The organism is Aureimonas sp. D3, assembly GCF_001463805.1.
GTDB lineage: Bacteria > Pseudomonadota > Alphaproteobacteria > Rhizobiales > Rhizobiaceae > Aureimonas > Aureimonas ureilytica_A.
In genome coordinates this window covers 1-12,076 of the sequence record NZ_BBWM01000043.1, presented here as the reverse complement: position 1 = coordinate 12,076, position 12,076 = coordinate 1, and the positions used below count along the sequence as shown (strand labels likewise).

The window sequence follows — 12,076 nt, the reverse complement described above, 5'->3', positions numbered from 1 at the left end:
GTGCGCGAGGCGACCTGATCGGATGTTGGTGACGAAGCCAGCTTGCAATTCCTTTCTGTAATATGTTACCGAGCTATATCAGCTCACGGCAACATGCAAGCGACGCGCCTCCAGAACCCGCCCCTTCCGGCGGGAACGCGGGCGCGCGCATCCTGGGAGGACTTTCTGATGGCACGTATGACGACGGCGGAACTGCGCGGCTACCATCAAATCTGTGGCCCGGACGGGGCGATGATGGTGATCGCCTGCGACCAGCGGGGCGGAATGCGCACGCTGCTCGCGAGCGACCCGGCCGAACAGGCCAAGATCGGCAACGACACACTGGGGCTCACCAAGGCCGACATCACCCGCTATCTCGCCAGCCAGGCGAGCTGCGTTCTGGTGGATCCGATCTGCGCCGTGCCGCAGCTTGTGGACGACGCGGTTCTCGAGCGCGACACAGCGCTGCTGATCGGCCTCGACGCGTCCGGATGGGACGTCTCGCCGGAAGGCTATCGCCTGTCGAAGCTGGTGGAGGGCGTCGATGCCCGCCGCGTTCGCGCGCTGGGCGGCACGGGCGGCAAGATCATGGTTTATCTCCGCTCCGACACGCCGGCCGCCAACACGCACAATATCGCGATCCTCGAGCAGGTCATCGCCGATTTCGCGCGTGAGGACCTGCTTCTGGTGGTCGAGTTCCTGACCTATGCGCTGGAAGGCGAAGCGCCCGAAGCCTACAAGGCGAAGATTCCCGAGCTGATTCAGGGCGGCACGCGCATCTGCCTCGATCTCGGCTCCAAGGTTCTGAAGCTTCCCTATCCCGGCTCGCCGGAATCCTGCGTCGCCGTCACCGCCATGTCGGGCGACGTGCCTTGGGCCGTTCTTTCGGCGGGCGTCGATCACGAGACGTTTTTGGGTCAGGTGGACATCGCCATGGCGAACGGGGCTTCGGGCGTCATCGCCGGCCGCTCTCTGTGGAAGGACTGCATCTCGCTCGACCGCGCCGAGACGCGCCGCCGGCTGGAAACGATCGCCGTGCCGCGCCTTCGCGAAATCCAGGCCGTGATCGCGCGCCACCGCGCGCCCCAAGCCAAGGTCGCCTGATCGCCATGGCGGGGAGGAACGCCATCGGCATCGACATCGGCGGCACGCATATCCGCGCCGCCCGCGTCTCGCCCGAGGGCGAGATCCTGGCGCGCGCTCGCATTGCGAGCGCGCCCGACCCGCATCTGGTTCTGGAGCGGATCGAAGCTCTGGCTGCCGAGCTGGACGATGGCAGCGTCGCTGCAATGGGCGTCGGCGTGCCCGGCCGGGTCGATTTCGGCGCGCGGCGGGTTCTCTCGGGCGGCTATGTCGATCTCTCCCGCGTTCCCCTCGCCGAGCATCTCGAAGCGCGCTTCGGCTGGCCCGTCACCGTGGACAATGACTGCTCCATGGCCTTGGTCGCGGAAGCGCGCGTCGGCGCCGGCCGGGGCGCCGAGAATATCGTCATGCTGACCATCGGCACGGGCATTGGCGGCGCGATCATGGAGGGCGGGCGCTTGCTGCGCTCGCGCGGCACGGCCGGTCAGCTCGGCCATATCCTAGTCGATCCCGCCGGCGAGCCCTGCCTCTGCGGCAAGCGCGGCTGCGTGGAAACGGTGAGTTCGGGCACCGCGCTCGGCCGCCACATCGCGCGCGCCGGCCTGCCCGCCGGCACGAGCGCGGCCGATCTTCTCACCCACCGCGCGGGCGGCGACGAGGTGGCGCGCGGCGTTCTGCAAGCCTGGGCGGGGCCGCTGCGCCATGCGATCGACGATCTCGTCGCCATTCTCGACCCCGAGCTCGTGCTTCTCGGCGGTGGCCTCGGAGAGGCGGCTTTTGCCGCGCTCTCCGGCATCGAGAAAGTCGCCTGCTGGTATGACAGCCCGGTCGCGCCCGCGCGGCTGGGGGACGATGCCGGCGTGATCGGCGCGGCGCTGGCGGCGCTCCCCGAGCGATCCTCTACGCAGAAGCGTCTCGTTCTCGTCAACGGCGTTCCAGCCAGCGGCAAGAGCGGCGTCGCGCGCGCCCTGTCGGACGCGACGGGCTGGCCCATCTTGTCGATCGACACGGTGAAGAACCCGTTCCTCACTGAGATCGAAGGCGTGGACCGACCTTTCAACCGCAAGCTCGGGCGCGCCAGCATGGCGGCGATGTTCGCGCTGGCACGTGAAGCGCCCGAGGGCACCACTTTGATCCTCGATGCCTGGTTCGGGTTTCAGCCCAGAGACTTCCTTGATCCGCTCCTGGCGGATGCCGGCGTCGGCTCGGTGGTGGAACTCTGGTGCAGCGCGCCGCCCGAGACGATCGGCGCGCGCTACGCCGCGCGCGTGGCGGATCGGCCCGTCGGCCATCCCGGCCTCGACTATGTGCCCGAACTCATCGCGCTCGCCGCCCGCGCCCGGCCGCTCGACCTCGGGCCTCGGCTCGATGTCGATACGACCACAGCGCTCGACGCCGCGCGATTGAAAGGCTGGGTTCTCAGCGCGCTGGACGGGACGGTTCGCCCGAGCCTTGCGGCCTGACACGAAAAAGGGGCTGGCGGCTCAGCCGAGCACGCCGGCCATCGCTTTCAGTATCAACGCCGCCGACACCGCGCCGGGGTCGAGATGGCCGAGCGAGCGCTCGCCCAAACGTGCCGCCCGCCCGCGCGAGGCCACCATCGCGCCGGTCGCTTCCGCCCCGCGCTCGGCCGCTTCCAGCGCCGCTGGCCAGATGGGCCGATCCACGTCCAAGGCACCCCGCGCGGCTTCCGCCGCCGGCAACCAAACATCCAGCATGGTCTTGTCGCCGCGCCTCGCCTTGCCGCGCTCGGCAATCCCGGCCGCCACGCCTTCCAGCATCAGAACCTGCTCTTCGGTGGCGAAGCCCTCGCGCCCGTCGAGCCGCTGCGCCGCGCGGCGAAAGCCGGTGGCGTAGAGCGGTCCGGTGGAGGCACCCACCGCATCCAGAAAAGCCGCCGCCGCGCGCCGGAACGTCTCGGCCGGATCGGTGGCCGGACCGCCCGCCAAAGCGCGCTGCACCGCGCGGAACCCCAGCGCCATCGTGGTTCCGTGATCGCCATCGCCGATCGGCCCGTCGAGTTCGCACAGATAGGACTTCTGGGCTTCGACCACCTCGGACACGGCCGCGAACAGCGCGGCGATCGGATCGGGTCTGTTCTGTTGCATGAGCCTTGGCGCCCTCCCGGCGCGGCATGAACACGGGTCCGGTCTAGAGCATTTCCAGCGAGAGCCGAATCAGCTTTCGCGCCGGGACGATGCAGAAAACAAAAGCCTGGAGCATTTCTGTCGAACCGCCGCTCGACGGCATTGCTCTAGAATGTCCAACCTACGGTTCGCAAGGCAAACAGACCATTTCGCGCCTTGCTCCCCAGCGCTCGCCCGTCAAACCGCACCGCCGACACGGAAGAAGGGCGTGTCGCAGGGATGGTCGAGCAGGCGCAGCAGCTCGTCGTCGAGATGGAGAACCGAGACTGACGCGCCCGCCATGTCGAGTGAGGTGCAGTAATGTCCGATCCAGTTGCGCGCCACGCTCAACCCTCGCGCCTGAAGACGCTGCTCGACACGGCGATATAGGACATAGAGCTCCATCAACGGCGTCGCGCCGAAGGAATTGACGAGAACGGCAACACGCCCGCCTGATTCCTTGGGCAGTTCGGCCAGAATGCGGTCCATGATCGTATCCACCACGGCGTCGGCCGGGCGCATCGTCTCGCGCGAGACGCCCGGCTCGCCGTGAATCCCGACGCCGACTTCCATCTCGTCCGGCCCGATCGCGAAATTGAAGCGCCGGCTTTGCGGCATGGAACAGGGCTCCAGCGCGACGCCCATCGTGGTGGTGCGCGCATTGGCGCGGCGCGCGGCCTGTTCGCAGGCATCGAGCGACCAGCCGAGATCGCAGGCCGCGCCCGCCACCTTGAACACGAAGACATTGCCCGCGACGCCGCGACGCCCGTCGCGATCCTCCAGCGGCGAGGAGGCGACGTCGTCGGTCGTCACGACGGTGCGCACGGCAATGCCCTCTTCGCCGGCCAACTCGGCGGCCATTTCGAAGTTCATCGTGTCGCCGGCATAATTGCCGTAGATGAAGAGGACGCCGGCCCCGCCGGAGGCGGCGCGCGCCGCGCGCAGGATCGGGTCGGGCGGAGGCGAGGAAAAGACGTTGCCGACCGCCACCGCGCTCGCCATGCCGCGCCCGGTATAGCCGAGAAAGCAGGGCTCGTGGCCCGAGCCGCCGCCGACGACCAGCGCGACATGGCCGTCCCTTGGTCCCTCCTTCGCCATGAAGGCGCGCCGCGCGCCGGGAATGGGAACGAGATGCTCGCGGTGGGCGCGGGCCGCGCCATCCAGCATTTCGTCCACAACATCGTCCGGGTCGTTCAGGAATTTCTTGACGAAGCGGCGCTGAAGCTCGGGTCCGGCCGCGGCCGCAGGGTCGGCCGGTTTTGCGCCGCGTTTGGGGGCCGGCTGGCTGACGACGCCCTCGGCGTCGAGCAGGCCACGCGCCGTCGCCGCGTCGGTGACCAGCACGTTGCAATGGCGACCGCGCAGGGCGGCCAGAATGGCCGGCACCTTATCGAACCCGCCGGCCACCGCGATGCGTCGTTCGATGTGCGCGAGATCGGCGAGCGATAGGCCGATCGTGCGCTCGTCCAGCGGCCCTTCCACGGGCTCGCCATTCGGCCCGAGAAAACGCCCTGCGAGCACGCCGACGGCATTGCGCGCCAGATAATCCTGCAAGGGCACGGCGTCGAAGAAGCCGGACGTGTGGATGGTGGAATTGGGACGCAGCGAGGAGATGCCGATGAGCGCGCGGCTCGCTCCGCGCAGCGCCTCGAACTGCGCGCGCAAGAGCGGCTCGGCTAAGAGCAGGGCGCGCAATTGCGGCGAGGAGACGATGCCGGGTGCCGTCAGCGGCAGGCAGACCGCGCCCAGCGCTTCGGCGATGGCGCTGGCGCAAAGCTCCGGCGAATCCGGCCCCCCGGTGCTCATGCCGCCTGTCGCCTGCACCACGCGCAGATCCTGAAGCGGGCGCGCGCGAAGCTGGCGGGCGATGGCCATGACCGTGCGCCCCCAGGCGACCGCGAGCGTATCACCCGAGCGCAGCGTGTCGATCAGCGCGAGTCCACCGGCGCGCCCGAGCTGGTCGATATGCTGGCCGGGCGGACCGGAGGTCGGCACGACCAAGCAGTCGTGCAGCCCGAAATGGCGCTTCACCTCGCGCGCCAGCGTAAGCGCGGCCAGCCGCTGCGGCTCGATCGTAATGTCCACGACGCCGCGCACCCGTGCATCGGCCAGCGTGGCATTCACCGTGGCGCGGGACACGCCCATGGCATCGGCGATCTCGCCTTGGGTCAGGCCCTCTTCGTAATACAGCCAGGCGGCCCAAAGCTGCGGATCGTCGCCAAAGCGCAGCGGGATCGGCGCGGTGTCCTCGCCCGCCTGCGACTTCGTCGTTTTGGCTTTGTCTCTCGCCGCTGTCACGCCGCCTCGTCTGGCTTGCCTTTGCGATCACCTTTCACACGGCGCGGCTGTGAAGCGCAATCACCGCCCCGGCGGGTGGAACCGGGGCGGTGACGGGATCAGGCCGCGAGCCGAGCCTTCGCGCCCTCGGCCAAGGTCGTGAGGATCATGGCGCAGGAGGTCGCGCCGGCATCGAGCACGCCGCGCGAGCGCTCGCCGAGCCGGCTGGCGCGGCCGATCTTCGCCACGAGATCAATCGTGGAGTCGCGCCCCGTCTCGGCAGCCGCAACCAGCGCGTCAAGCGCCTCAGCGAAAGGCTGACCGGCCGCGTTCGCCGCGTCGAAGGCTTCGACTGCGGGCACCAGCGTGTCGATCAGCGTCTTGTCGCCGACCTTGGCCGAGCCGATGGACTGGATGCCCTCCAGCCCCTTATGGAGCATGGCCGAGAAGGTGGCCGCGTCGATGCGCTCGTTCTCACCCGTTGCTTCGGCAAATTCGGTGAACATCATGCCGTAAAGCGGGCCCATGGAGCCGCCGATCTCGCCCATCAGCACTTCACTCAAGGCTTCCATAGCCTCAGTGAGCGTCGCGTCGCGGCCCTTCAGCCGCTCCGCCGCCATGCCGAAGCCCTTGGCCATGTTCACGCCATGGTCGCCGTCGCCGATCTTGCCGTCGATTTCGGAGAGATAGGCCCGGTTCTCGATGATCTTGTCCGCCATGGCGAGGATGATCTGATCGCCGCCGGCATTGGGAAAGCTCTGCATCGTTCCTCTCCTCAAGCCTGCGCGAGGCCGGGCGAGCGGGCCTCCTTGTCGAGAAGGCTCTTCAGCTCCTCGTCCAGCGCCATCACCGTCAGCGTCGCGCCCACCATTTCGAGCGAGGTGAAATAATTGCCGACATAGGTGCGGTGGATCTTGAGACCGCGCCGGGCGATCTCCTCTTCGATCGTGTCGTTCAGGATGTAGAGCTCGTTCAGCGGCGTCGCGCCGAGACCCGAGACGAGAACGGCGACTTCGGTACCCTCGGCGAGCGCGTGATCGTCGAGCACGATCGTTGCCATGTCGCGCGCGACTTCGGCCGCGGTCTTCAGCGGCTCCACGCGGATGCCCGGCTCGCCGTGATGGCCGATGCCGACCTCCATCGTGCCGGCCTCGATCTGGAAGTTCGGGTGGCCGACGGCAGGAAGCGTGCAGGGGCCGAGACCGACGCCGATCGAGCGGCAATTGTCGATGGCGCGCTGGGCGGTGACGCGTACCTCTTCGAGGCTCGCACCCTCGGCCGCCTTGGCGCCGCCGATCTTCCACATCATAATCTCGCCCGCGACGCCTCGGCGCTTCTCGCGCTCGGTGAGCGGGGCCGAGCAGACATCGTCATTGGCGACGACGGTCGCGACTTCGATCCCGTCCTTGGCGGCGAGCTTGGTCGCCATCTTCACGTTCATGTTGTCGCCGGCATAATTGCCGTAGAGGCAGATAACGCCCGCGCCGCCATTGGCCTCGACCATCGCGTCATGGAAGCTCTTGGCCGTCGGCGAGGAGAATAGTTCGCCCACGGCCACCGCGTCCAGCATGTTCTGGCCGGTATAGCCGATGAAGGCGGGCTCGTGACCCGAGCCGCCGCCCGTCACCACGCCGACCTTGCCGGCCTTGGGCGCGAAGGTCGAGACGATCACGCGCCGATTGCGCTCCGACAGGCGGACGAGATCGGAATGGGCTTTCACGAAGCCCTTCACCGTATCTTCCACCACCTCGTCCGGATTGTTGATGAAACGCTGCATCATGTCCTGCGATCCGTTCCCGAAATCAGATGATGGTATAGCCGCCGTCGACCAGAAGGTCGGCGCCGTTGATCATATCCGCCCCGTTGGAGGCAAGGAAAACCGCGGCCGCCGCGATTTCCTGCGGATAGGCGAAGCGCCCGGCGGGGATGCGCGCCTTGGCGGCCTCGCCCTTCTCGCCGCTCCAGGCCTTGCGGCCGAGATCGGTCAGCACGATCGTCGGCGAGATCGTGTTCACGCAAATGCCGTGCTTGCCCCATTCGGCGGCGAGCGTCTTGGACAGGCCGATGACGCCGAACTTGGAGGCGCAATAGGCCGCGTGCTCGTCGATCGCGACCGTGCCGGCCTGTGAGGCGAGATTGACGATCTTGCCGCCCTTACCGGCCGCGATCATCGCGCGGCCCACGGCCTGCGCCACGAGGAAGGTGCCCTTGAGATTGATCGCGATGGTCTTGTCCCAGGCGTCGAGCGAGAGGCTTTCGGCCGGGGCGAGCGCGACGATGCCGGCGCTGTTGACGGCAATGTCGATGCGCCCGAACGCTTGGAGCACGCCCTGAACCGCCGCTTCGACGGAGGCGGCGTCGGACACGTCGCAGCGGAAGGCTTTCGCGCCGTTGCCGAGCGACGCGGCCTTGGCTTCGGCGGCTTCCGCCTGGATGTCGAGAACGGCGACCTGCGCCCCCTTCTGGGCATAGGCTTCCGCGATCGCCGCGCCGATGCCGGAGCTGCCGCCCGTGACGAGCGCGACCTTGCCGGCCAGCGAGAAGTTCAAATCCACCTGCGGCGTGACTTCGCTCATGACGCCTTTCCTTCGATGTTCGATTGCGCTGACGGAAGACTTTCAGCCTTCGGCCTGTCGGGAGACGCCCGCACCGGGGGAGGAACCGGATGGGAGGAGAGAGGCGGGCGTCGCCCCATAGCCCGGGATGGGGGAGCGGCCGACGAGCCGGCCGCTCCCCGTTCGATGATTACTTGCGGGATTCCAGAAGCTTGTCGGCGTTCTCGAGCGTCACCGGCGTCCAAGGCACGAGATAGGTCTTGTCCTTGCCATCGTCCCACTTCATCGAGGGATATTGCTGCCAGATCGGCGATTCCGGCTTGTAGTCCGGCTTCACGGCCTTGATGGCGACGTCGAGCGCGCCCTGCGCCTGCGCGTTCGCGTCCTGCAGGATGGAGGCCATCTCGCCCCGCTTCACGGCGTTGATCGCGTCCGTCACGCCGTCGATGCCGGCAATGGCGAAGTCGGAGACCTTGAGGTTCGCGGCCTTGATCGCCTCGATCGCGCCGAGCGCCATCTCGTCGTTCTGGCCGATGACGCCCTGGATCTGGCCGGGATGCGAGGTCAGCCAGTTTTCCATGAGGGTCTGGGCCTCGGCGCGCGACCAGTTGGCCGTCTGCTGCTCCAGAACCTTCACGTCCGGGCAGGCGGCCAGCGCCTTCTCGTTGCCTTCGAGGCGCTGGATTTGGCCGGACTGGCCGATCGGGCCTTCGATGATCACGACATTGCCCTTGCAGCCCATCTTGTCGAGAACGGACTTGGCTTCCAGCTCGCCGGCCTCGACGTCGTTGGAGCCGACATAGGAGGTGAGCAGGTCGGAGTTGACGCGGGCGTTGGAGCCGACGACCGGGATGCCGGCGTCATGAGCGGCCTGCACGGCGGCGGCACCCGCCTCGATGTCCATCGGCACGAAGATGATCGCATTGTATTTCTGCGTGATCATCGTGTTGAACTGCTCCTGCTGGACCAGCGCATCATAGCGGCCGTCGAAGATCGTGACTTCGACTTCGCCCTTCTGAACAGCCGGATGCTTCTGCAGAGCAGCCGTCCAGATCTGCATGAACTCGGCGTTGAGACCGTAGACGGTCGCGCCGATCTTCAGCTTCTCCTGGGCCATCGCCGAGGGCGCGTAGAGCGCCGAGGCCATGGCGAAGGCGAGCATGAGCTTCTTCATGGGGTGTTCCCTCCCTGTAGGATGTAGGCGGGAGCGCCAGGATGGTGCTCCGTTGGGCTGGGCCGGCTCCTCCGCCGGCCAAGAGAGTACGCGCGTCAGGCGGAGTGCTTGCGCGTCTGGTCCAGCATCACCGCGCCGACGATCAAGGCGCCCTTCAGGATCTGCTGGTAGTAGGACTGGATGCCGAGGAGATCGAGGCCGTTGTTCATGACGCCGATGATGAGCGCGCCGATCAGCGTTCCTGTGACGCGGCCGACGCCGCCCGACAGCGAGGTGCCGCCGATCACCACAGCCGCGATCGCGTCCAACTCATAGGCGACGCCCGCCTGCGGCAGGGCCGAGCCCGTGCGCGCCGAAAGGATCATGCCGGCCAGACCCGAGAGAGCGCCCGAGATGACATAGACAAGGAAGCGAATGCGCGTGACGTCGATGCCCGACGTCTTGGCGGCGTGCGGATTGCCGCCGACGGCGTAGATATAGCGTCCGAACCGGGTGCGCGAGAGCACCCACCAGGACAGGATGAAGACGCCGGCGAGGATCACGACGGGCATGGGAATGCCGAGCACATTGCCCGTACCGATGACGCGGAAGTCGGGCACGAGGCCCGGCACCGGGCGGCCATTGCCATAGATCAGCGTCGCGCCGCGCGCCGCCGACAACATGCCGAGCGTCGCGACGAAAGCCGGCACCGAGAAACGCGAGACGATCACGCCGACGATCGAGCCCGACAGGACACCGACGAGAATGCCGGCTGCCAGCGCCAGGGCCACGGGATAGGGACCGCCCGCGACGCCCGCCGGCGAGGTGGTGGCAAGGCTCGCGCTCACCATGCCGGCCAGCGCCACGACCGAGCCGACCGAAAGGTCGATGCCGCGTGTCAGGATGACGAAGGTCATGCCGATGGCCAGAATGCCGTTGATCGACGTCTGCAGCAGAACGTTCGAGATATTGCCGGCCGTCAGGAAATATTCGTTCGAGAAGGCGAGCACCGCCACCAGAACGAGGAAGGCGATGAAGATCCCGTATTCCTGGATCAGGAGCCGGCGGCGCTCCGAGCCGAGCCAGCCGGTGGCGGGCTTCATACCGATGTCAGACAACGCTGTTCTCCCGGTGCGTTCGAGACGTTTCTTGAGGCGCGACGCGCGAGGCTCAGGTCGACAGATGGACGAGCGACTGGGCGCTGGCTTCCGCGCGCGGCAGGATGCCGGCGGCGCGTCCGCCGCGCATCACCATGATGCGGTCGGACATGCCCAGCACCTCGTCGATCTCCGAGGAGATCATGACGACCGTGCCGCCCGACGCCGCGAAGTCGCAGATGACACGGTAGATCTCACGCTTGGCGCCGACATCGACGCCGCGCGTCGGCTCGTCCAGAAGCAGAAGGCGGGGATTGCGCAGGAACCACTTTCCGAGCACGACCTTCTGCTGGTTTCCGCCCGAGAGACCCGAGACCGGCATCGTGTCGCGCGCCGCCTTGATGGCGAAGCGCTCGATCATGGCGCGGCTCGCCTCGACCTCGGCCTTGCCGCGCATGACGAAGCCGGGGCTCATTTCGGGCAGGCTGGCCAGCGCGATATTGGAGCGCACGGAGTCCGACAGGTTGAGGCCGGTCTGCTTGCGGTCCTCGGTCACGAGGGCGATGCCCTCGCGCATCGCGTCGCGCGGGCCGGAGATCGAGACCGGCGCGCCCTCGACGCGGATTTGCCCCTCGCGTTTAGGATCGAGACCGAAGATGCAGTCGAAGATCTCGGTGCGGCCCGAGCCCATCAGGCCATAGATGCCGAAGATTTCTCCCTTGCGCACGGAGAAGGAAATGTCCTCGATCCGGCCGGGGCTCGACAGGCTCTCGACCTCCAGACCGACCTCTTCGGTCGGCGCGTTGGTCTTGATATATTCCTCGCCGAGCTCACGGCCCACGATCATCCGGATCAGCGACGGGCGATCGGTCTCGGCGAGCTTGCCGCTCGCGACATAGGCCCCGTCGCGAAACACGGTGTAGCTGTCGGCGATCTGGAAGATTTCGGACAGGCGGTGCGAGACATAGACGATGCCGCGCCCCTGCGCCTTCAGCCGCTCGATGGCGGAGAAAAGCTGCTGCGCCTCGCGCTCGCCGATAGCCGAGGTCGGCTCGTCCATGAAGATGACGTCGGCGTCGTGACTCAGCGCCTTGGCGATCTCGACCAGCTGCATCTGCGCAACCGTCAGCGTCTGCATGGTCTGGTTGGCGCGAATGTCGAAGCCGAGCCCACCCAGAAGGCTCTGCGCGTTGCGGTTCATGGCGCGAAAGTCGATGCCGCCGAAACGGCCCGAGGGCTCGCGGCCGAGATAGATGTTTTCGGCCACCGTCATGAACGGAACCGGGCTCAGCTCCTGCTCGATGATCGCGATGCCTGCGGCCAGCGCCTCGGCGGGGCTCGAAAACTCGACCTCGCGCTCGCCGCGCCAGATCGTGCCGCCGTCGCGCTGGTGAATACCCATCAGGATGGAAAGAAAGGTGGACTTGCCCGCGCCATTGCCGCCGCAGAGCGCGTGAACGGAACCGGGGGCCAGCTCGAAACGGCCGTCTTTCAGGGCCGCAACGCCGCCGAACGACTTGCGCAAGCCCTCAACCCGCAGAAGCGGTGTCGACATGGCATTCCTCCCGAAGGCGAAGCCTCTTCCCGGCCCCCGCCTTCAACCTCCCCGCCGACTCCCCTCGGCGTCCATGTGACTTTTTTCAGATATCACTCGACATATGTCAACTGCGACTTTCGCCGTCACGGATGTTTGTTAACGCGGCCTGCCCTCCAAGCGAACCGGCGTGAGCAAAGCTGTCATCGGGACGACACGCTGCGCGCTTAGAGGCGGGCCCTTCCCGGCGCGGAGCCGGATCGAAGCCGCCG

10 protein-coding genes are annotated in these 12,076 nt (G+C 67.3%); 2 read left to right on the top strand and 8 right to left on the bottom strand.

From position 1 onward, the window contains the following. Positions 1–168: 168 nt before the first annotated feature. Both AUL36_RS12785 and AUL36_RS12780 read left to right on the top strand, forming a co-directional pair. Positions 169–1,083: a tagatose-bisphosphate aldolase gene (locus AUL36_RS12785; protein ID WP_062221416.1), complete on the top strand. Its 915-nt coding sequence runs from the start codon at positions 169–171 to the stop codon at positions 1,081–1,083. Between the two features lie 5 nt (positions 1,084–1,088). After that, a complete protein-coding gene (locus AUL36_RS12780; RefSeq protein ID WP_062221349.1) occupies positions 1,089–2,525 on the top strand; it encodes an ROK family protein in 1,437 nt (478 codons plus the stop codon). A 21-nt stretch (positions 2,526–2,546) separates the two neighbouring features. Here the strand turns inward: AUL36_RS12780 and dhaL (AUL36_RS12775) are convergent, their stop codons facing one another. The 8 genes from dhaL (AUL36_RS12775) to AUL36_RS12735 all read right to left on the bottom strand — a co-directional run bounded on the left by dhaL (AUL36_RS12775) (position 2,547) and on the right by AUL36_RS12735 (position 11,825). Then, entirely contained in the window at positions 2,547–3,170 is a 624-nt protein-coding gene (gene dhaL, locus AUL36_RS12775) for a dihydroxyacetone kinase subunit DhaL (protein WP_062221345.1), read from the bottom strand. Between the two features lie 216 nt (positions 3,171–3,386). After that, entirely contained in the window at positions 3,387–5,486 is a 2,100-nt protein-coding gene (locus tag AUL36_RS23295; protein ID WP_082655817.1) for a bifunctional sugar-binding transcriptional regulator/dihydroxyacetone kinase subunit DhaK, read from the bottom strand. 98 nt (positions 5,487–5,584) lie between these two features. Continuing rightward, a complete protein-coding gene (dhaL, locus tag AUL36_RS12760; protein ID WP_062221342.1) occupies positions 5,585–6,229 on the bottom strand; it encodes a dihydroxyacetone kinase subunit DhaL in 645 nt (214 codons plus the stop codon). Positions 6,230–6,240: 11 nt separating this feature from the next. Then, positions 6,241–7,242 (bottom strand): dihydroxyacetone kinase subunit DhaK, encoded by a 1,002-nt coding sequence (locus AUL36_RS12755; protein ID WP_062221410.1) that lies wholly within the window; start codon positions 7,240–7,242, stop codon positions 6,241–6,243. Between the two features lie 25 nt (positions 7,243–7,267). After that, positions 7,268–8,041 carry an SDR family oxidoreductase gene (locus AUL36_RS12750; RefSeq protein WP_062221339.1) on the bottom strand — a complete coding sequence of 258 codons (774 nt, stop codon included), beginning with the start codon at positions 8,039–8,041 and terminating at the stop codon, positions 7,268–7,270. A gap of 169 nt (positions 8,042–8,210) precedes the next feature. Further along, on the bottom strand, positions 8,211–9,194 hold the full coding sequence (locus AUL36_RS12745; protein WP_058600383.1) for a substrate-binding domain-containing protein: 984 nt from the start codon (positions 9,192–9,194) through the stop codon (positions 8,211–8,213). A 95-nt stretch (positions 9,195–9,289) separates the two neighbouring features. Further along, positions 9,290–10,276 (bottom strand): ABC transporter permease, encoded by a 987-nt coding sequence (locus AUL36_RS12740; protein ID WP_058600382.1) that lies wholly within the window; start codon positions 10,274–10,276, stop codon positions 9,290–9,292. A 67-nt stretch (positions 10,277–10,343) separates the two neighbouring features. Next, a complete protein-coding gene (locus AUL36_RS12735) occupies positions 10,344–11,825 on the bottom strand; it encodes a sugar ABC transporter ATP-binding protein (protein WP_062221336.1) in 1,482 nt (493 codons plus the stop codon). Positions 11,826–12,076: the final 251 nt, after the last annotated feature.

Excerpts from the sequence above, each read along its gene's own strand:
- AUL36_RS12785 (WP_062221416.1), top strand. The coding sequence starts at position 169 with ATGGCACGTATGACGACGGCGGAACTGCGCGGCTACCATCAAATCTGT.
- AUL36_RS12780 (WP_062221349.1), top strand. The coding sequence starts at position 1,089 with ATGGCGGGGAGGAACGCCATCGGCATCGACATCGGCGGCACGCATATC.
- dhaL (WP_062221345.1), bottom strand. The coding sequence starts at position 3,170 with ATGCAACAGAACAGACCCGATCCGATCGCCGCGCTGTTCGCGGCCGTG.
- dhaL (WP_062221342.1), bottom strand. The coding sequence starts at position 6,229 with ATGCAGAGCTTTCCCAATGCCGGCGGCGATCAGATCATCCTCGCCATG.
- AUL36_RS12755 (WP_062221410.1), bottom strand. The coding sequence starts at position 7,242 with ATGCAGCGTTTCATCAACAATCCGGACGAGGTGGTGGAAGATACGGTG.
- AUL36_RS12750 (WP_062221339.1), bottom strand. The coding sequence starts at position 8,041 with ATGAGCGAAGTCACGCCGCAGGTGGATTTGAACTTCTCGCTGGCCGGC.
- AUL36_RS12745 (WP_058600383.1), bottom strand. The coding sequence starts at position 9,194 with ATGAAGAAGCTCATGCTCGCCTTCGCCATGGCCTCGGCGCTCTACGCG.
- AUL36_RS12740 (WP_058600382.1), bottom strand. The coding sequence starts at position 10,276 with ATGAAGCCCGCCACCGGCTGGCTCGGCTCGGAGCGCCGCCGGCTCCTG.
- AUL36_RS12735 (WP_062221336.1), bottom strand. The coding sequence starts at position 11,825 with ATGTCGACACCGCTTCTGCGGGTTGAGGGCTTGCGCAAGTCGTTCGGC.